This window comes from Nocardia sp. NPDC056100 (assembly GCF_042266325.1).
Classification (GTDB): domain Bacteria; phylum Actinomycetota; class Actinomycetes; order Mycobacteriales; family Mycobacteriaceae; genus Nocardia.
Genome location: NZ_JBHJVY010000002.1, coordinates 405102 through 424605 on the forward strand (window position 1 = coordinate 405102; position 19504 = coordinate 424605).

The window sequence follows — 19504 nt, forward strand, 5'->3', positions numbered from 1 at the left end:
ATTGCCTTGTCCGGCAATCAGTCCGCCACGGCCACCCGGGCCGATATCGAATTCGGTGACTGCCCATGGCCGTTCGTGCGAGGCAAGGACAGCGCGCGGAAGGTGTAGTCCTGCTGCGGATCGAATCGTTCGCTGTGGTTCCACAGCGAGTTCCGGAATCCCCGCGACGGGCGCACGATCGGAACCTCGCCGCGCGCGTTGGAGAAGTAGCTGCGCACGTTGTGTCCCTTGACCTGGCGTTCGACCACGTACTCCTGCGCGACCCGGGTGAACGGGCTGGTGATCATCATCTGATGCCAGGCGTCGTGCGCGGCCCGGGTCACCTCCACGACCTCGGCACCCTGTTTGCGTGCTTCGGTCAGGACCCGCGCCACATGCAGCCCGGCGGTCTCGCTCATGCTCACGAAGGTCACACCGTTCCAGCCGTAGGGTCCGTAGATGGACCATCGGTTCGGCAATCCGGGGATGGCGACACCGGCATAGGCCTGCATGCCGTGGGCGCGGTAGAACTCCCCCAGGTCCACCCCGTCGCGTCCGCTGACCGCGCCGACGGGGAACGATTCCGGTTCGGAGGCGACGGTGAAGCCGGTCGCCAGCACGATCATGTCGTAGGGGTGGTTCACGCCGTCGGTGGTGCGGATGCCGCGTTCGGTGAATCGCTCGATCGGTGTGGTGAGCAGATTCGCGTTGTCCCTGTTGAACGATTGCAGGAAACCGCGGCCGAAGGTCGGCATATTGGCCATCAGTCCGTGCCGGGGAATCAGGGCCGCGCGGACGTGCGGATCCTTGACCTGGATTCGCAGGTACGCCCGGTAGGCCGCGCGCAGCGCGTTCTCGAACCTCTCGAGCGCGGCGAGCGTGACGCGGGTCGGGAGATGTTCGGCCGCGACGATCACGGCCTGGTACAGATACCAATTGGCCATATACGCCATGGTGTGGAAGCGTCGCGAGCGCAGCAGCGCGCGGCCCAGTCGGCCGAAGGCGAAGTCCGGTTTGGGACCGCACCAGGTGGCGGTGCGCTGGTACACATCGAGCTGGGCCACCTCGGAGACGATCGACGGCACGATCTGCATCGAGCTGGCCCCGGTGCCGATCACCGCCACCCGTTTGCCGCGATAGTCGTAGTCATGGTCCCAACCGGCCGAGAGCATCACCTTCCCGGTGAAGGTTTCGATATCGGGGATGCCCGAGTTCGATCGCGGCTCGAGGAAATATCCGGTCGCGTTCAGCACGTAGCGCGCGGTCAATGTCGAACCGTCATCCAAATGCAGTGTCCAGCAGCCGGTTTCGTCGTCCCACACTTCACGTTCGACCGAGACGCCGAACCGGGACCGCTCGTAGAGCCCGTGTTCGCGCGCGACCCGGTGGCAGTATTCGCGCACCTCGGCGCCGGTGGCGAACATTCGGGACCAGCTGTTCGGCGCGAAGGTGAACTCGTAGGAGGTCGAAGGCACGTCCAGCGCGACGCCGGGATAGGTGTTCGCGATCCACGTACCACTGAAATCGCTTCTGCGATCAAGGATTACGAAGTCGTCGATCCCGGCACGCCGTAGTTGGCAGCCCGCGCCGATGCCGCTGACGCCCGCACCGACCACCACGACCTCGAACTGAGGCTGAACCCGTGCAGCCATGGGGTTTTCAGTGTTCGTGTTCAAGGAAGGACTCCTCACTCGATGATCGCCGGATGGTCGACGATCGGACGTGCTGCTGCGCCGATTCCTCGGGCGCGGCGCGGTGACCGGTACACCGGTCTCACTGTCTCAGATAGTTGCAGATTTCAGATATTAAGGCAATCTAGCTGACCAATCAATCGGAATAGCGAAACTATTCGAATGTCAAACTGGCAGCTACGACTACCCGCGCCGCCGTGATGGGCGACCGGCTACTCCCTGAGACAGGGTCTGGGCAGGTCTCAGCTGTGTGGGCCGAGCAGTCCTGCGACGAGGGCGCGCAGGCCACGCTCGTAGGTGTCGGTGGCGGCAAGACTCACGTATCGGTTGCCGAGTTCTGCTAGGCGCGGCAGGGATTCGGGGTCCAGGTCGGCGAAGACCTTGTCGCGAAAGGCATTTCCGTCCGCTGTCGTGCGGCGGGAAGAGGCGGTGCGGACGATGAGCTCACCGGCCGTGTAGTACCAGATGGAGCGGTAGGCGTGCACCGCGTCTTCGGGGGTCAGACCAGAGGTGATGGCGGCATCGATGATGGATTCGGTGTACCAGAGTGCCGAGGGGGCGAAGAATTCGTCGGCCGTGAGGACCTCGATGATCCATGGGACCTGAGCGAGGGTGTCGTGCATGGCGCGCGCGGCGACAACCACGCGTTCGCGGGGGTCGGCGGGCAGGTCGGGGCGCAGCATATCGGCGGCGATGTCGTCGAGCAGGAGCAGGAGCAGTTCCTCGCGATCGCGCACGTGGCGGTAGAGCGCCATGGGGGTGGCATTGAGTTCTGTGGCCAGGCGGCGCATGGTCAGCGCCTCGGTGCCACTCGTGGCGACCAACTCACGCGCCGCGGTCACGATCCGAGCGCGGGACAGGCGTGGTGGACGGCCGGTGGGAGTGGTGGTCACCGGCCCATCTTGTCATGAGCATCTCGACACGAGGGCACCATCGCGCTAGTTTGTATACGCGTACACAAACCCGTCGGGATCTGTCGCCCCACCTACCGAGCTGCCGACTCCTGTCGCGCCGGAATGAAAGGAATACCCATGTCATTCGACACCATCGACCTGTTCGCCCGTGGAGTTCGCATACTCCCCGACGGGCAGGTGTTCGCTGAGGAGCGCCGGATGCGCGGTGATATCGACGGCTGGACCGTAGCGACCTTCCACGTCGAGACCGACGCGGATGTGCACAGCGATACATGGGAGATGCACCCCTCGGGAGAGGAGCTCGTGAGTGTGCTCGCGGGCAGCGCTCGAGTGTATCTGCGCGCTGAAACCGGCAGCGCGACCGAGGATTTCGTCCAACTGCGGGCGGGGAGTGCCGTCGTCGTCCCGCGCGGCCGATGGCATCGCATCGAACTGGACGAACCCAGCGACCTCATGTCGATAGGACCGCGCCGCGGAACACAATTGGAGCGCTGCACCCAATAGTTGTGTCGGGCTATTCGCCGGTTCGGGTATCCAACTCGGTCGGGAAATGTAATCTGACTGCCCTCGAGGGGATTCGCCGGGAGTCGGTCCCCGCCAGGGAGGGAATTCAGATGTTGGACAGTGTCGTATCAACTTGCGGCGCAGCGTGTTCGGTGGTCGCACGCGCTCGGCTGCGCCCGGTTCTGATCGCGGTTTCGGCTGTGTTGTGCTTTACCGGCACGTCCATGGCGGTCGGTAGCGCGGAGCAGATCCCGATTCCGCAGAACGACCCGTTCTACACCCCGCCGTCGGGCTGGGACTCGAAAGCGCCGGGCACCGTGCTGAATTCGCGGCCCGTCGAGATGGCCTCGATGGGTCCGCAGGCGCAGGACGCCGATGCCTGGCAGTTGCTGTATCGAACGACCGATACCGCCGGTCAGCCCATCACGACCGTGACAACGGTGCTGCGGCCGCGAACCGGGCAAGTCAAAGGCTTGATCAGCTATCAGGCTGCCGAAGATGCCTCATCTCCGCAGTGCGCACCCTCGTTCGCGCTTCGTCAGGGAGCGGTCCCGATGGACCACAAGTACGACGCCTCACTGGATTTCATTTCGATCGACCAGATCTTGTCGTCGGGTCATGCGATTTCCGTGCCCGACTGGGAGGGGGAGAACGGGGCGTTGCTCACCCCGAACCAGCCGGCCTATACCGTGCTCGACGGAGTGCGCGCGGCCGAGGCGTTCGCACCGCTGGGCCTGGCGGGCACAGATACTCCGGTTGCCGCGTTCGGCTACTCCGGCGGCTCGGCCGGCAGCGCGTGGCTCCCGCAGGTGCAACCGACCTACGCCCCTGAAATACGGCTGGTGGGTGTTGCTCGGGGCGGTGGAGCAGGTGGTCCGCTCCAGCCCATGAGTGCGTATCTGCGGTCGCTCGACGGCGGCCCATTCGCCGGTTTTCTGCCGGCGATGCTGCCGGGCATGATGCGCGCCGATCCGCGGATCGCGGCGGCGTTCGACACGCATCTGACCCCTGCCGGGAAAGCGCTGATGGCGACGGGTGGCGGCGAATGCGCGGTGCCCGCTGTGGAAAAGTACCCGTTCCTGAACATGAACGACTACCTGACGATCCCCTTTGCGCAACTGCTGGACCAGCTACAACCGTCGTTCGAGGAGATCGACGGCATCATCGCACCGACCTTGCCGCTCTTCCTGTTTCACGCCGTGCACGACGAGATCGTCTCCATCGCACCGGTCGACCAGACGGTGGCGCAGTGGTGCGCATCGGGAGCACCGGTGACCTACACGCGGGACCAAGTGAGCGAACACGCCAGTCTCGCGATCAGCGCGTTGCCCGCGGCCCTGAGTTGGATCGATGAACGTCTGGCGGGCCAAGCCGCACCGGAGGGCTGCTCGACGCGCACGGTGCCGTCGATGGCGCTCGGCCGCTGATCCGAGATCAGACGAGGGCGGCTTCGGTGCTTCCGATGATGGTGCGGACCTCGGCGATCATGCGGGCGATGAGATGCTGTGGGGCGCTGTCGGTCCAGACGATGGCGAGGTCGGACGCGGGTGCGTCGACCACCGGGCGCCACACCACGGCGGTGCCGGGGATCCAGCGGGTCAACGGTTCGGGAGCGAGCCAGACGCCCTTGCCGCGCGCGACCATCATCAGGGCGTCCTCGACCTTGTCGACCACCGAGCCGCGCAAGGCAGGTGTGCCGTCCGGGCGCGGGTCGGCGAGCCAGTGGCAGAGGTTCTGTTCGGACAGGTAGATATCCGGGCGCAGCACCGGCTCGTCGGCCAGTTCGGCGAGTGTCACCGATTCCTGCTGGGCCAGTGGGTGTTTCGGTGACACGGCGACCATGCGCGGGTCGCTACGGACCGTCGCGTGCTGGAATCGATCGTCGCCCAGTGGAAGCCACATGAATGCGGCGTCGACTTCCCCGGACAGCAGCAGCGCGCGTTCCTCCGGTGGGGTGTGCACGGTGGTCAATTCGACCTCGAGTCCGGGAACCGCGGCCTCCATGGCATCGGCGACCTCGGTGGCGAAAAGCGCTGTGGCATAGGGGCAGCAGGCCAGGCGCAGTCGGCCGAGGCGGCCGCGGTCGGCGGCGCGGACTCGGTCGGTGAGATCACCCAGGTCGGCTACGACGGCATTGCCGCCGCGCGCGAGCTCCTCACCGGCGGGCGTGAGCAGCACTCCCCGCGAGGTTCGGACCAGCAATGTCACGCCGATCGCCCGTTCGAGCTGCTGAATCTGGGTGGAGACGGTCTGCTGGCTCAGGTGCAGGCGCGCGGACGCACGCGTGATATTGAGTTCGGCCGCAACGGCCAGAAACGACTGCAGCTGACGGATATCCAGGTCGATCACAGCAGCCACCCTATCGTTCGCTCGGCTACCGGCTTCCTCGGTGGCGGGCACCGAGTTCTTTTGTTTCCGCTTTCCTCGCGGACCCAGCAGGCTTGTGGCAACACACCGACCGCTACGAAAGGAACTCCGGTGCGACCCATCACGACAGCCCTCGTGCGGCAGCAAAGGCACACCGGCACAAAGGATCTCATCGGCCAGGTAGCGCTGGTGGTGGGTGGCAGCCACGATCAGGGGGCCGCCTGCGCCGAGGTGCTCGCCGCTCGTGGCGCTACCACCGTGATCAGCTACGCCCACGGCGAGCACGCCGCCGCACGGACCCTGTCCACGCTGGAAGGCTATGGGGTGCGGGCGGAGGCGATCCGGTCCGACGCCATCCAATCCTGTGATGTCACACGTCTTTTCCACGGTGTGGCCGCCCGCCACGGCCGACTCGACATCGTGGTGCACGCGGTCGGGGCGGTCGTGCACAAGCCACTGGCCGAGCACACCGACGCGGATTTCGATCTGCTGATCGACCACAACACGCGCAGCGCCTTCAATACCTTGCGGGCCGCGACGCGGCATCTCGCGGACAACGGCCGCTATGTCGTCATCACCGGTGCGCTCGTCGACACCGGCACGCACGCGTCGGGAATGTCGGCGGCGGCCAAGTCCGCGGTGGAGCACCTCGTGTCGGCGACCGCGAGAGAACTCTCGGGCCGCGATATCACCGTCAATTCCGTTGCCCCCGGGCCTGTTTCGGACTCCATCTACTCCGCGGCGGACGTCCCGTTCCCATCCTCGGCACGCAGTCGTCTCGGCCAACCGGAGGATGTCGCCTCGGTCGTCTCATGGCTGACGAGCGAGGCCGCCACCTGGATCTCGGGGCAGGTCATTCGCGTCGACGGCGGAATCGCCTGAGCGCGAAAGCAATATCTCACCATCAAGGAGCACAACCATGAGCACCACCACTGCCCCCTCGGGCACCGACGAGCGGGTATCGCTCACCCGCTGGCTCGGTGTCGGAGCCGTAGCCGTGGGCACCTTCGCCGTCGTCACCTCCGAACAACTCCCCGTCGGGCTGCTCACCTCGGTCAGCAGCGCCCTCGATATCTCCGAAGGCACTGCGGGCCTTATGGTTACGGTGCCCGGCCTGGTCGCCTCCGCTACCGCGCCGATCCTGCCGGTCGCCATCGGACGTCTCGACCGCCGACACGTCCTGATCGGCCTCATCTCCCTCATGGTCGGCGCGAACCTGCTGTCGGCTTTCGCCCCGAACTTCGCTGTCCTGCTGATCTCCCGGCTGCTGATCGGCATTGCCATCGGCGGATTCTGGTCGCTGGCAGCCGGAATCGCCGTCCGCATGGTGCCTGGCCAATACGTTCCCAAGGCCACCGCGGTCGCCTTCGGCGGCGCCACCGCGGCCAATGTCCTGGGCATCCCCGCGGGCACTCTGATCGGCGAACTCACCGACTGGCGTATCGCTTTCGGCCTGCTCGGCGGTCTCGGCCTGCTGGTGGTCGCCGCTCTGCTCTGGCTCCTGCCGCCGCTGCCCGCCGACACCGCCATCCATCTGCGCACCCTCGCCGATCAATTCCGCAACCGCGTGGTCCGCACCGGCGTCCTCATCACGTTCCTGCTGGTGAGCGGTCACTTCGCTGCCTTCACCTTCGCTGCCCCGATCGTCGAGCAGCACATGGGAATCGACAAGGCTCTGCTCGGCCCGGTGCTGCTGGCGTTCGGCATAGCGGGCATCATCGGCAACTTCGCCACCGGCGCGGCCACCGGGCGCAACGTCCGCGCCACCATCATCGCGATCAGCGTCGCCCTCGCTTCGGTCCTGGTTCTGATCGCTCTGGTGGGTACCGGCCCCGTCGCGGGCACTCTCTTGATGATCCTGTGGGGCTTGTCCTTCGGCGGTATCCCCGTCGGTGTCCAGACCTGGATCCTGCGCGCGGCTCCGGACTCCGCCGAACCCGCTACCGCCCTCAACACAGCCGTCTTCAACCTCGCCATCGCTTTGGGTGCTCTCTTCGGTGGCCTCCTCACCAACAGCTTCCCCCTCACCACCGTTCTCTGGTTCGCCGCAGCGCTGAGCCTGCTGGCCACCGCGGCAGTCCTGGCCACCCGCCCTACTGCCAACTGAGCATCCGAAGGAGCAAGCCCGTGTCCGCCGATACGCGTCCCACCACGCCGACTCCGCAGCCGGTCCAACGCCGCCCCAGCTGGCGAACTACACCCTGCACCGCCCCGCAACGTCCGCCCTCGCCACGCCGCGCCTGACTCGAAGCAAACCAAGAGGACGCCGAATCCTTTTCAGCGAGTTAAGGATTCGAGTCCCCGATGGCTCACGATCCCCTGACCAGGCAGTCCGGTCAGGGGATCGTTTCGTTCTGCTGCGGGGTCGAGCCTTTTCCGAGAGAATGACTTCCGGACTTCGATTGGTCATGCGGGTGGCAGCACCAGCTCGCGTCCGTCGAGCACCTCGATTCCGATCACCTGATGGGATGGATCGGATGGTCCCGCAGGATGGATATGCAGAAACATGACGGATTCGCCGTCGGATTCCAATACCAGCACCCCGCCATTCGGCGAGCCGAGCGGCGCGGTCAACAGCATCGGACAGGTGGGCGTGCAGGTGCACCGACCATAGAACCTCAAGTTCCGGACTGTCCGAACGAGATTGTCATCCTCGGGTTCCAGTAGATCGACGATGTCGGTCACAAGATCCGGTAATACCTCCGCCAGGCGCGGGAACTGCTCCGCCGTCATCCGCCGAACCCTACCGCCGACGTCCGCCGCTGTGATCGGCTACCGATTAGGTCGTTTCACGGCGTGGCCGATGAGTTTGCGGCCCCCGGTCGGTCAAAGCTTGTGTCACCCGAGGAAAGGACATCACCATGTCGGAGCTTCTCGTCGACTTCATCACCTCTCTCGACGGCTACGCGTCGGGTGAGGGTTGGCCCGGGTTCTGGGGTCTCGAAGGTCCGGAGTACCTCGCATGGCTCGGCGAGCAACCCGAGGCCACCCACCTGATGGGAGCGAACACCTACCGACTGATGTCGGGCTTCGCCGCCGGCCAGGTGCCTGCGGGCCAGGACGACTTCAGGCCCGAAGAAGAGGCTTCCGTCGACGAACTCACGAAAGCATCCAAGGTGGTGTTCTCCTCCTCACTCGAAGACCCGCTGACATGGGCCAACTCCACGCTGGTGCGCGGAGACGCCGTCGAAGCGGTCCGCGCCATGAAATCGACCGGCTCAGGACTCCTGACCACGATCGGCAGCCTCAGCCTGTGCCGCTCCCTGCTCCGAGCCGGACTCGTCGACCGATTCCGCGTCGTCATGTTCCCGGTGATCACCGGCGCCACGGGTGCCGAACGCATCTACGACGGCTATCCGGACGTCGCCCTCGAGATGATCGAACACCGCACCTTCGACGGCCGCATCCAGTTGGTCGAGTACCTGCCCACGGTGCTCGAGCACCCCCCGCTCGGCACCCCGGCCTGACGCACCCGCAGGCCGACTCGGCGGAAGATCAAGTAGCCCAACGCAACTCGGACCGGTCCGACGTCCGTTCATGTCGAACTGAGGGCTGCACGGCTATTCGTTGGTCGGGTCGGTCAGACATCCGACACGCACCACGATTCCTGCGACAGTGACCTCGTCGATGGTCCTATTGGCTCTGTGACTCTGCCGCCAGGACGAAGGGTGCAGCAGTGGCCGGACGACCTGGCCGCCCGTACCGCGCTCGAGGTCTACGTCCGCAATCTTCCCGAGAAACTGGACGCGCCTCGGACGGTGGCCGCGCTCCTAAACGGCGCGAGCCTGGACTTCGCAGGTGCGGACTTGTCCGGGATGGACCTGCAGCACGCTCAATTGAGCGAGGCCATCTTGCGAGGTGTGCGGCTCGTCGGCACCGATCTGTACGGGGCGTGGATGTCGCTCGCTGATCTACGCGATTCCGATTTGAGCTCAGCCGAACTGCGCACTGTGCAGGCGCGAGATTGCAACGCTGCGGGCGCGACCCTTCGAGGTGCGCGGCTGCAGAGCGCCGATTTCGCCGGAACAGATTTCCGGTCCGCGGATCTGCGCGACGCCGCACTGCACGACACCGGACTGTTCCAGGCCGATCTGCGGAGAGCCGACCTGCGGGGTTGCGCATTCGACGGCACCAGCCTCACCAATGCACGCCTTGCCGGGTGCCGGATCGACGGCGCCCATGGCAGCGTGTACGGCCCTGCGGACGTCGGATCGGACGCCCCAGACCTTCGCAGCGGTGCCGAATTGCAGACCTGGTTTGCCCAGTTCGGCGCCGACATCACGGTATCCAGTCTCCAACCAGGCACTTGAGATCCGTTCAGTGCTGCGCCGAATTCCACACACTAATCCCGCGACCCGGGCGTTGGTCGACCGTCCAAACCGGTTGCCCGACAGCAGCTTCCCAACGCACCATCATGCCGAGTTTCGTGCGCCTCGCCCTCTATACCGTTCCGCTCTCAGCTCACTCGCTAGGGGCAGTCGAGGGAGTCCTTGTACAACACGCAGTGTCGTGTGTAGGAGGTTCCGCGATCGGTCCAGTCCACGGGCTTAGCCGTCGGGGTCGCCCAGGGCTGCCATGTCAGTACGCCGTGCGCGACAATGGCGGCGGCAATTAGCTTGGCGGCGAATCGAAACGACCTAGCCCGTTCATCGGTTTGAACTGGTGAATTCGATGGCACTCGAACCTCCTCACTTCGGCTAATTTGGGGCAATCTACCCTGTTTGGACACGAATGAGCTGGAGGACGGACCCGCACCGCACCGTTGGATCGGCCCTTACCTCAGCCAGCTGAACGCACTGATTTGCCGCGTGGCGCGCGGTTCAAGACGACTACAGGGTGTCCTGAAGACAGGCATATCGAACACGGTCATGATCGTGTCATGGCGAACGAAATACCTGATGGCGAGCAGTTTCGATTTCTTGTTGAGGTGGCCTTCACCGTGACAGGTCGCGGGACGGCCATCGTCGGGAAAAGGCGTCCAACGGAATGCTCCGATGCCCACTGCGCCTGCCACTCCCAGCGCGAACGCGGCACCCTGTTGGATGGTGACGAAAATCGGCTGGACACATAGTGCCGCCGCGCGCGGGGGCCGACATCCAGAAGAGACGTGGACCGTAGGGTTTTCGATCACCAGCGGTCCCGGTGGCCGCGACGAGGAGCCCGAACAGACAAGCCCGAATCGCCCTGGATGATCCACACCACAGTGACACCGAAGGGGTCCGGAATTCGTTTCCGTGAACCACCACGATCAAGCCCGAGAAGCAGATATACGGGTGTTACTGATCGAGTTACCTATCGGAATCAGTAGAGCTATCTCGCGCACACTTCAGAGCTAGAACGACGGCTACAATCGGTCGCGTGTCGCTCAGATGCCCGAAAGTCACCAGATCGGCGGGGTCAAAAGCCGCCGAAGGTATGCCTCCGTGGGTATCAATATTGCACACGACCTCTAATTCGGACCCGTCTTGATCGAAGACGAGGAGGTATTCATCGTCCGAAATATACGTCACTTGCCTGAGAATGGCTGTACTCACCGAAATACTCCTCCTGTGACATATTGCTTGATCCAATCCGGCCCAACTTCGTAGGTAACCCCTGGAAGGGGATCTCGGACGAGAAAATTTCCATTCGGCAGCGGCTCTGTCACCACCATGTTCTCACTCTTCACCGTCAAGGCATTCAGCCCGCACAGTTCAGCAGAACCCATCGTGGTCGGGTATGACCTAATCCTTCTTCTCCACCTGATCGGCTCTCGCCCAGCGAATAGTTATGAGGATCCACAAAATGTAGATGCAGATGGCGGCTGGTAAGGTCTGAGTCAGGAAGCCTGTCATCGATCCCCGCGTGTGCCACGTGAGCGCTGACACCACAGCAATCAGAAAGACTAACGAAACAATAGTGGCCGTTGTTCGCCACACCGTTCTATATGAGGCTACGCGACCAGCCTTATACAACTCCAAGACTTTCATTGACAGTTGCCTCCACTGTAGGTGTCGGGCCACCATGAGGCGGCCGGTGGAATGCGCGTGTATTTGATCTTCAGGCAGTTACCGTGAGCTTTTGCCCACTGAGCCATTACTACTACGGATGCGGCCATTGTGCCGCATATAACACCGCCGATACCAATAGTGTATGTTCCGATGGCCGCGCAGATTACGCCGGATGCAGCGGTTACGCGTGCGCCGGAGAGGAACTCGGTCATTGCCTTGTTGAAATAGATCGTGCAGGTCCAGGTGCCACAATCCCCCACCCAGTCCTTGCTGCGACCCAGGCGTTGGTCGACCGTCCAAACCGGTTGGCCGACAGCAGCTTCCCAACGTAATATCATGCCGACGGCAGCGCACTCGAATTGCGTCGGTACGCTTCCGGCGTGATAGTCGGCTCCACCTACACCTGTTCCCACTGTGCCGAACCGCACGACGGTCCCCCACTCAGCTACGGCATGCCGGCCCCTGCGTACTGGAACACCGAAGTCGCGGATCGGCCCGGCAGCGCGCTCGGAGAAGAACAATGCGTGATCGCGGGATCGCACTTCTTCGTGCGGGCACGGCTGGTCATTCCGATCATCGACCGGGACACCGAATTCGACTGGGGTGTCTGGGTATCGGTCAGCGAATCCAGCTTCGAGACGATGTCGGCGCTGTGGGACAAGCCCGAGAGAGTCCAGGAGCCGCCGTACTTCGGATGGTTGTCCACGGCGCTGCCACTGTACGAACCGACCACCTTGAACCTGAAGACCAAGCTGCATACCCAGCCCATCGGCAACCGGCCACTCGTGGAACTGGAACCCACCGATCATCCGCTGGCGGTCGAACAGCGAACCGGAATAACCGCAGCCCGAGTTCAATGGATCGCCGAACAAATTCTGCATCCTGGCCCATGAGCTGAGCCTGATCGCGGCTCGAAGCAACCTCGGCAGACTGCACGCTCTTGCCGCATATCGTGTTGGCTGAACCGGCCATGGCGGTGCTCCGGGCATGGCTAGGCGTGATCGCCCGAAAGACGCCGTTCCAGCTCGTATAGCTGTTGCTCGTCTATCGGTGGTCGAGGATGCGAACGATATCCCGGGTCGAGCAGGCTGGGTAGGCCAGGTCCACGCGCCGTACGAAGCGTGGCTCCGACGACACAAACCTACGCCCGCCGACTCGACCCTCAGCGAAACCTACTCCAACACAACGAAATACAGCTGCCTCGCCAGACATATTCGGCCAGAACCTCACGTGCCGAGCCGATGGCCATCGGATTGCTGTCGGCTGGAGTGTGCACTGCGCGCATCCAGCACAGATTCGGTCAGTGGAGTGGCGTCAGCCAAGCCCGGGTCTGCCGTGAACACCACCGCCCTCAGGTCGCCATCGGGAATGTGGACGGTGTCGCAGTCCAGTGCGATCTGCCCCAGATCCCCATCCTGCAGCAGCATCCGGCTGTCGTACTGCCCGGTTGTGGGCGTGCTGGCCCAGAGCTCGGCGAACACGGCGCTGGCGCGCTGGAGGTCGGCGATCAAAGACGCCAGGTCTTCGTCCGCAGGGTAGCGGGTCGAGGCCGCACGCAGCTCGGCGACAAGCAGGCGCTGGAAGCGTGCATCGTCCTGCGGCGACCGCGCCACTCGGCCGCCCTGGCCAGCGAACACCCGCCAGGCGATGTTGCCCTCGCGCGGGTGGAGTGAGGGCACCCCGCAGGCCAGCGTTTCCCACGCTTGGTTCCAGCCGACGACCGTCCACGTGGCGTCGAGTACGCACACCGGCGTGCTCTCTATCCGATCCACGAGTCGGCGTGCGCCATCACTGAGCTGCCGTGGTACCCGTCCGTCCACCGGCGCGTAACCGGCCAGTGCGCACAGGTACTCGTACTCCGCCCTGCTCACGCGGAGTGCCCGGGCCAAAGCGTTCAACACGCCAGGCGAAGGATGTCGACGACCCTGTTCCATCCGTTTGAGGTAATCCGTTGACACGCCGGCCAATTCGGCGAGCTCTTCACGGCGCAGGCCGCCCGTGCGCCTGCGGCCATGACTGGCGACGCCCACCTGTTCGGGTCGGGTGCGTTCACGTCGCTCCCGCAACACCGTTCCCAAAGTGTGCGCGTCCGACATGGCCGAAGAATATCAGCGGCATCGGCCCGGAGGGGGACATCTTGGCCCCCGCTACGGCGGCCGAAAGCCGGAAGAGTGACCACCATGATTGATGTCAACCAATTCGCCGACCGGGTCGCTGTCACCGAGACCGTGGCTCGTTTCGCTTGGTCACAGGATCTCGAAGACTGGGACGGTCTGCGTGCGATCGTGGCCGACACCGTCACGATGGACGTTTCCGAGCATTTGGGCGCGCCGCCGCGAGAATTGAGTGCCGATGAGTTCGTGGCCGCATGCCGGGCGGTACGGGAAGGGTTTCAGAGTACCCACCATTCGACCTCCAACGTCATCGTCGAACTCGAAGACGACCACGCTACCTACCGGAGTTTCGTGGTGGCCCACCACCATGTTCCTGCCGACGAGGTCGACTGGCTCGTGGTGCGTGCTTTCTGGCACATCGACCTGCAGCGGATCGACAATGAATGGCGAATCAGGCGCATCCGCGTCGTGCGGAAAGCCCCTTTCGCGGGCAATCCCGAGCTCTACACGATCGCCGCGGGATCCGCGGACAAGGCGGGCGTGAAATGAGCGCATCGACCGACGAAGTGCGCGCGGTTCCGTTTCGCATGGCCGCCGCGATGTCCGATCGTGACGTCGAAAAGCTGGTGGTCAATTACACCGATGACTTCGACTGCGTGGTGCCGGTGCACCCCGATCGCTCCTTCCGCGGTGCCGACCAGGTTCGCGCGAACTACACGATGATCTTCGCCCGGTATTCGAACGGCCTGGACGCCCGGGTCATCGACTCCGTGGTGGACGGTGACCGGGTGTGGACGGAGTGGGAGATGATCGGAACGCGGGCCGACGGGGTCGTCGAGACCATCTGCGGCACGGTCATCATCCGGGTCGAGGGTGGCCGCGCCGCAGCGGTCCGCTTCTACCTCGATCCGGTCGATACCCCGGATACATCGATACAGCTGAACATCCTCGGCTGAAATGCGGCTCGGTAGAACTCCCGCTGAGCGATCGTCACGGCCCGGTGCGGAATTCGGCGGTGTGACGAGCCCACCGCGCGAACTGCAAACATCCTGCGCATTAACCCCAAGGAGTCGAATTTCATGCAGCTCACCGTTCTGGCCGCGTCCGGCCCCACCGGACTCTCCCTCACCCGGCAGGCACTCGCACGTGGCCACACCGTGAGGGCCATCGCCCGCAATCCGGACCGGATCACCGTTCCGGACGTCCCGGGGCTGACCAAGATCGTCGCGGACGTGTTCCACACTGCCGAGATCGACTCCGCGTTCGAAGGCAGTGAACTGGTGCTGTCCGGACTGGGTGTGCCCAAGGGGGCGAAGCCGGGCGTGCTGACCGCAGGCGCCCGGTCGGCAGTGGCGTCGGGGGCCCGCGTCATTTGGCTGGGCGCTTATGGCACCGGCCCCTCGGCCGCGGTGGCAAGCGCGCTCAACCGGCTGGTCCTCAAGGGACTCGGTGCCGAGGTCGCCGACAAGGTCCAGTCCGACGCAGTGGTCACCGAAGCCGGCGGGACGGTTTTCCACGCCGGACCCCTGTCGAACAAACCGATCAGCCCGGACCGGCGCACCGTCGGGCTCGATGCCTCCCCCAAGAGCATCTTCCGACTCATGGTGAGCCGGGACACCGTTGCCGCCGCGATGCTAGACGAAGCGGAGAACCCGCGATTCCCCGGCCGGATCGCTGTTCCACTCGCGCGCTGACCCGAAGGCCCATGAGCGGCTCGCCTGCAGATCGCTCACACACCGCGCGCGCGAGTCGAAGACCCTCGGTCCGTGTCACATCCGATACCGCCGAAGATCAACGCGCCGAGGCGATCTCGGCCGGGCCGACCGCACTGAACTGCCGAGTTGAGTGCACCGAGCTAGGGGATATCAGGCCGATACGGTTGAATGTCGTTGCCATCGAGTACAACTCGACGCGAAGGATCACGTTTCGAGCGAAGGATGCCAGGTGAACGAGCAGGGTTCGGTGAACGGTGGCCAGACTCGCCACGAGGAGTCGACCGAATCTGTGCAGGAGGACATGCTCGCCGTCGCGGCACTGGTGGCTCCGAACATTCCTGAAGTGTCCGCCGCGGTCCGGACCGCCGCCGAAGGCCCTGAACTGGAGCTGATCTACGCCCTTCGTGACCACCGAATGGCTGCCCAGTTCGACTGGAAAGAGGACATCCAGTCGGTCCGAGACGGACTGGAATACCTGACTTCGTACCCCACCGAGGCGGCCTGGGATTGGCACCCCAATTTCCTTGCAGAATGCGAGGATTGGCCGTCCGAGGAGAAGCTCGAACGCTTCCTCGAACTAACTGGTGAATGTCTCCACGAACAGGGATACGTGCTGGTCTCGATAGTTACGGAGTCCGATGCCTACTGCCTGGTCGTGGTACCCGCGGCGGACTTCGTCACCCTGCGCGATGACCGGACCGACAGATGGCTCCGGGTACTCCGGCTCGGAACCTGGTCCACGCAGGCCAGGCCGGTGAACGATCGCAACATGGTCGGTGCACGCACAACGATGAGCGACTGGGACCGATTCGCCGAAGATCTCGCGGGAATGATTCGTCACGGCCTTGGTGGGGACACAGTAGTCGAGTTCACGGGACCCGCTGGTTTCAGCATGCAAATCAGCGAGGCGGACTTCCGCACTTTGGAGGTGATCACGCCTCCCCACGCCTTCGTCGACAGCGAGGCGCGTGACATGACCGCCGAAGGCTGGACCCTCGCCGAACATGACGACGGCGGCTACTGGTGGCAGACCCCACTATCGAACGCACACACGGTCTGCGTCAGGATCTCCCGACGGATCGCAACGATGCTGCGCCGGTACGGAATTGAATCTCCCACAGACCTCACCGCGACGACCTGGAAATTCGGCAACGGCACGCTGCCCTTGTGGCGCATGGACATCCCCGTCGCACATGATCACTAGCGCCAATCCCTTGCCGCGCTCGATACCGCCGCAGCACAGCAGCCACTGTGGTGTCGCCTACCGCGCTAGACGAACGTACTCAACTGCCGCATGGCGCGCTGACCTAACCGGCCAGCGTGGTGCGTCGGAAGATCAACGGGCAGTGCATTTCACGGCTGACAGTGTGCGTACTCATCCTGTTTTCGCGTGGGTGGCATAGTCTGCGGCAATGCCCAAGCTCATGCTGTCCAATCCCTTCGTCGAGAAGACAATTACGGTCTGGCTGGAACCGTGGGGACGGGACTACTGGATGCGCCCAGGGGATGTCTTCATCGTCGAATTCGACGAAGGCGGGGATTCTGAACAGGACAACGGTGCCCCGCCGTTCGAGATCTCATGGCTCGATAACGGCATCACGGTTGCGGTGTTGGTTGAGAGCACTGTGCGTGACCGGAACGGTGTCGAACTCGACTGCGGCCACCAACGACCTATAGACCTCGACTGGCAGTAATTCGAGATCGAAGCGCGTCGATCCCGCAGGGTGAGGCCGCGGCGATCAGGGAACGTACTCAATTGCCGCGACCCGCGCATCTGTCGGCGGTCCAAACCGGTTGGCCGACAGCAGCTTCCCAGCGGGCGGTTGGACAGATCGAAAATGAGTAGCGGGTCCGCGCAGCCGATGGCATGATCCACGCGGCGACAGGGCAGGACGGGCGGATTCTTTCAATGGACCGTGGTCCAGATGCGATCAGACGGTGGGCTTCACAGGTTGCTGCCGAAGCAGAACACACTCTGTTTTCCCGGCACATCGATGAATTCGGGTTCAGTACTGAGCACATGACGGACTCGTCGCGGTTGCTCGCGGACAGCGCGAGCGCATTTCGCGCGCTCTGCGACGGTGTGGACTGGTCGAAGCGGACGGGTGTTGTGGCCGGTTTGGCTCTCCCTCTGGAGGGAATGGATACACTGCCTTCGCCGCAGTCCCTTCGTGCCGAGATCAACTTCCTGAGGGAGCATCTCCATCGGCGCGAGCCGCCCGGGCTCTATCTCTTTCCCAAGGCGAATCTCCACCAGTGGTCGGACCGAGAGGAGGACTACCGATTCCCGATCGATCCCCGCGGTGTCGTCGACATTGCAGTGGATTCGGCATTCGTTCGATTCAGTCGACGAGAAGACGAGATCGCCGACTGCGACGTATACACGGGTGTGATCCATCTGTTCCGATCATCCACGGTGCCAACGCGATTCCACGCGACAAATGCCTCGACATAGCTGCACCGGCGCACCAGGACGCATGCCAACCGATCCCAGATGAGCGCGCCGCATGGCGCCTTGTTCCAAGCGGCCATGTGGCCTGCCGGAAGTTCAACGGGCACAGATCAGCTCGACTCCAGTGATCTGCGTGGGAAGCGATCGATCGTAGCGCGATTGCCGGACGTCGACCTCCGCCAGCGCGGCTGCGACCGGCAAACCAAGAAGAACGACAGGATTGACGCCATGAACTTCGCTGGCACCTTCGACGGAATCGATCCGCTCGGCAAGCCTATTATCTCCACTGAGTGGACGAGCGTGCCGGATCCGCAAGAGCGACAAAGGATTCAACAGTTCTTCGATGGCGGCGGAATGGTCATGATGACGCGTAGAAAATCTATCGATCTCATGGATCCGAACCGGGGCAGAGCTGTTCCGATGCATTTTCGAACCGATGGAACATGGATGTGGCCCCAAGCGATCGGCTACTACCTTCTCGAGTACGGTGTGCCCGTGCAGACGAGCTTTCTACAGCACATTCGCCAGTGTGGTTATGTAGCAAGGGTTCCCGATATGCCGGAGATCAAGCACGCCATAGAACTGCTGAACGAGGCCGGTCGTTCCTAACCGGAACGGTGCTCGGTTCACCCCCGAACGCACGGAACTGTCGCGACCGACGCGTTGATCTACTGTCCAAAAGCGTTGACCGACAGCAGCTTCCCAACGCGCGTGTCGATGAGCGCGCCTCGCTCCCTGGACACCGCCTCAGTGGGATGCCCGTTGCTCGGAACAGCTCCAGACGCGGTAGTCGGCGTCGGCTCCCTCACCCCACCCTTGCCCCGTCAGCCGCGCCATCATCTCGAAGACGTAGTCCTCATCTCCGGGTTCTGGCACCAAGGCTTCCGCGGGAAGAGGTTCCCCGCTCTCGTCGGCGATTGCTCCTTCCGCGTACATTATTCGACGTATTGCCACGCCATCGACGTACCAAGCGAACCCGTGCAGCGACGCGACGCTGTTGGTCACCCACGCCAATGCTCGACCACCGACTGAAAGCGCCTGCGCTGCTTCATCGTTGAAGCTCACCAGGAATTCGGGATCTGCGATGAAGGTCCATCCGCCGACCACGGCAATGCCATAGTCGCAGTGACGCTCGTACACACCATCTATAGCGACGGTCTCACCTGTCTCATGTGGGCGACCTGGAAGACGAGCCGCATCCACAGTCCCTTCGACGATCAATCCATTGACTTTCCAGCCCATGCCGAACCTCACTCACGCCCAACGCGATCAACAGCGAGCAGAACCGTATCGGGAACGTCCGACACCGCAAGACGGACGCACCACCACACCCTGAAGTAGTCGCTGATCGATCGGTTCGAGACGCTGCTGCGGCGAACAGCGGACGCACTGAACTACCATGCGTTCGCTGGACGCCCGGTTCCCTCCCGTCCTTACCGATGTCTCCAGGCCGCGTGCGGCTTTGGTCGTCATGCCCGACGAGATCGCAGCGCTTCTGCGGGAGTGTCGAATGGTTCGCGAGTGGCTGGTGCGGGTCGTTCCACACGATCCCGAGGAAACATTCTTCGCGCACCATGCGCTCGGAATCTTGGACCGCCTGGCGAATATCGAGATCGCAGCTGGCCGAGCATTGGGCGTAAGTGGGGGCGTGATCATCTGGTAGCAGGCAGGCTTCCAGTCGAACGTACTAATCTGCCGCTGACCGCGCTGACCCAACCCGTCAGCGCGGAGCGTCGGAAGATCAACGGGCAGAGCGCCGTACGGCTGCGGATCGCCGT

General features: G+C 63.7%; 21 protein-coding genes. 15 read left to right on the forward strand and 6 right to left on the reverse strand.

The window, feature by feature from the left end:
* Nucleotides 1-17 precede the first annotated feature (17 nt).
* Together ACFC0O_RS13465 and ACFC0O_RS13470 are read right to left on the reverse strand one after the other, a co-directional pair.
* Nucleotides 18-1631: a flavin-containing monooxygenase gene (locus ACFC0O_RS13465; protein ID WP_375957173.1), complete on the reverse strand. Its 1614-nt coding sequence runs from the start codon at nt 1629-1631 to the stop codon at nt 18-20.
* A 281-nt stretch (nt 1632-1912) separates the two neighbouring features.
* Complete coding sequence (locus ACFC0O_RS13470) at nt 1913-2563, reverse strand: TetR/AcrR family transcriptional regulator (RefSeq protein WP_375957175.1); 651 nt, start codon at nt 2561-2563, stop codon at nt 1913-1915.
* Between the two features lie 138 nt (nt 2564-2701).
* Here ACFC0O_RS13470 and ACFC0O_RS13475 point away from each other — a divergent pair, with 138 nt between their 5' ends.
* The gene (locus ACFC0O_RS13475; protein ID WP_375957178.1) at nt 2702-3088 is read left to right on the forward strand and encodes a cupin domain-containing protein; all 387 of its coding nucleotides are present in this window, start codon (nt 2702-2704) and stop codon (nt 3086-3088) included.
* Nucleotides 3089-3198: 110 nt separating this feature from the next.
* Entirely contained in the window at nt 3199-4515 is a 1317-nt protein-coding gene (locus tag ACFC0O_RS13480; RefSeq protein ID WP_375957181.1) for a lipase family protein, read from the forward strand.
* Between the two features lie 7 nt (nt 4516-4522).
* On the opposite strand, the gene ACFC0O_RS13485 is transcribed toward ACFC0O_RS13480, so the two are convergent.
* Complete coding sequence (locus ACFC0O_RS13485) at nt 4523-5437, reverse strand: LysR substrate-binding domain-containing protein (RefSeq protein WP_375957184.1); 915 nt, start codon at nt 5435-5437, stop codon at nt 4523-4525.
* Nucleotides 5438-5566: 129 nt separating this feature from the next.
* On the opposite strand from ACFC0O_RS13485, the gene ACFC0O_RS13490 reads away from it, so the two are divergent.
* Nucleotides 5567-6337 (forward strand): SDR family oxidoreductase, encoded by a 771-nt coding sequence (locus tag ACFC0O_RS13490; protein WP_375957187.1) that lies wholly within the window; start codon nt 5567-5569, stop codon nt 6335-6337.
* A 37-nt stretch (nt 6338-6374) separates the two neighbouring features.
* Complete coding sequence (locus ACFC0O_RS13495) at nt 6375-7562, forward strand: MFS transporter (protein WP_375957190.1); 1188 nt, start codon at nt 6375-6377, stop codon at nt 7560-7562.
* Between the two features lie 299 nt (nt 7563-7861).
* Here the strand turns inward: ACFC0O_RS13495 and ACFC0O_RS13500 are convergent, their stop codons facing one another.
* Entirely contained in the window at nt 7862-8188 is a 327-nt protein-coding gene (locus ACFC0O_RS13500) for a hypothetical protein (protein WP_375957193.1), read from the reverse strand.
* A gap of 128 nt (nt 8189-8316) precedes the next feature.
* On the opposite strand from ACFC0O_RS13500, the gene ACFC0O_RS13505 reads away from it, so the two are divergent.
* The 4 genes from ACFC0O_RS13505 to ACFC0O_RS13520 all read left to right on the forward strand — a co-directional run bounded on the left by ACFC0O_RS13505 (nt 8317) and on the right by ACFC0O_RS13520 (nt 12338).
* Nucleotides 8317-8922, forward strand: coding sequence for a dihydrofolate reductase family protein (locus tag ACFC0O_RS13505; RefSeq protein ID WP_375957196.1), 606 nt, complete (start codon nt 8317-8319; stop codon nt 8920-8922).
* 201 nt (nt 8923-9123) lie between these two features.
* On the forward strand, nt 9124-9765 hold the full coding sequence (locus ACFC0O_RS13510; protein ID WP_375957198.1) for a pentapeptide repeat-containing protein: 642 nt from the start codon (nt 9124-9126) through the stop codon (nt 9763-9765).
* Nucleotides 9766-10334: 569 nt separating this feature from the next.
* Nucleotides 10335-10526: a hypothetical protein gene (locus ACFC0O_RS13515; protein ID WP_375957201.1), complete on the forward strand. Its 192-nt coding sequence runs from the start codon at nt 10335-10337 to the stop codon at nt 10524-10526.
* A gap of 1299 nt (nt 10527-11825) precedes the next feature.
* Nucleotides 11826-12338, forward strand: coding sequence for a DUF2199 domain-containing protein (locus ACFC0O_RS13520; RefSeq protein ID WP_375957203.1), 513 nt, complete (start codon nt 11826-11828; stop codon nt 12336-12338).
* A gap of 333 nt (nt 12339-12671) precedes the next feature.
* Here ACFC0O_RS13520 and ACFC0O_RS13525 read toward each other — a convergent pair whose 3' ends face one another.
* Nucleotides 12672-13541, reverse strand: coding sequence for a helix-turn-helix domain-containing protein (locus tag ACFC0O_RS13525; protein WP_375957206.1), 870 nt, complete (start codon nt 13539-13541; stop codon nt 12672-12674).
* An 84-nt stretch (nt 13542-13625) separates the two neighbouring features.
* Here ACFC0O_RS13525 and ACFC0O_RS13530 point away from each other — a divergent pair, with 84 nt between their 5' ends.
* The 7 genes from ACFC0O_RS13530 (at nt 13626) to ACFC0O_RS13560 (ending at nt 18335) form a co-directional block, all read left to right on the forward strand.
* Nucleotides 13626-14108, forward strand: coding sequence for a nuclear transport factor 2 family protein (locus ACFC0O_RS13530; protein ID WP_375957209.1), 483 nt, complete (start codon nt 13626-13628; stop codon nt 14106-14108).
* Entirely contained in the window at nt 14105-14515 is a 411-nt protein-coding gene (locus ACFC0O_RS13535) for a nuclear transport factor 2 family protein (RefSeq protein WP_375957212.1), read from the forward strand. The genes ACFC0O_RS13530 and ACFC0O_RS13535 overlap by 4 nt, the downstream gene beginning before the upstream one ends.
* 123 nt (nt 14516-14638) lie before the next feature.
* The gene (locus ACFC0O_RS13540) at nt 14639-15253 is read left to right on the forward strand and encodes an NAD(P)-dependent oxidoreductase (protein ID WP_375957215.1); all 615 of its coding nucleotides are present in this window, start codon (nt 14639-14641) and stop codon (nt 15251-15253) included.
* Nucleotides 15254-15503: 250 nt separating this feature from the next.
* The gene (locus tag ACFC0O_RS13545; protein WP_375957217.1) at nt 15504-16478 is read left to right on the forward strand and encodes a hypothetical protein; all 975 of its coding nucleotides are present in this window, start codon (nt 15504-15506) and stop codon (nt 16476-16478) included.
* 208 nt (nt 16479-16686) lie between these two features.
* The gene (locus ACFC0O_RS13550; RefSeq protein ID WP_375957219.1) at nt 16687-16968 is read left to right on the forward strand and encodes a hypothetical protein; all 282 of its coding nucleotides are present in this window, start codon (nt 16687-16689) and stop codon (nt 16966-16968) included.
* Between the two features lie 173 nt (nt 16969-17141).
* The gene (locus ACFC0O_RS13555; protein WP_375957222.1) at nt 17142-17729 is read left to right on the forward strand and encodes a hypothetical protein; all 588 of its coding nucleotides are present in this window, start codon (nt 17142-17144) and stop codon (nt 17727-17729) included.
* Between the two features lie 39 nt (nt 17730-17768).
* Nucleotides 17769-18335: a hypothetical protein gene (locus tag ACFC0O_RS13560; RefSeq protein WP_375957224.1), complete on the forward strand. Its 567-nt coding sequence runs from the start codon at nt 17769-17771 to the stop codon at nt 18333-18335.
* A gap of 138 nt (nt 18336-18473) precedes the next feature.
* On the opposite strand, the gene ACFC0O_RS13565 is transcribed toward ACFC0O_RS13560, so the two are convergent.
* Nucleotides 18474-18968, reverse strand: coding sequence for a DUF6461 domain-containing protein (locus ACFC0O_RS13565; protein WP_375957227.1), 495 nt, complete (start codon nt 18966-18968; stop codon nt 18474-18476).
* Between the last annotated feature and the right edge of the window lie 536 nt (nt 18969-19504).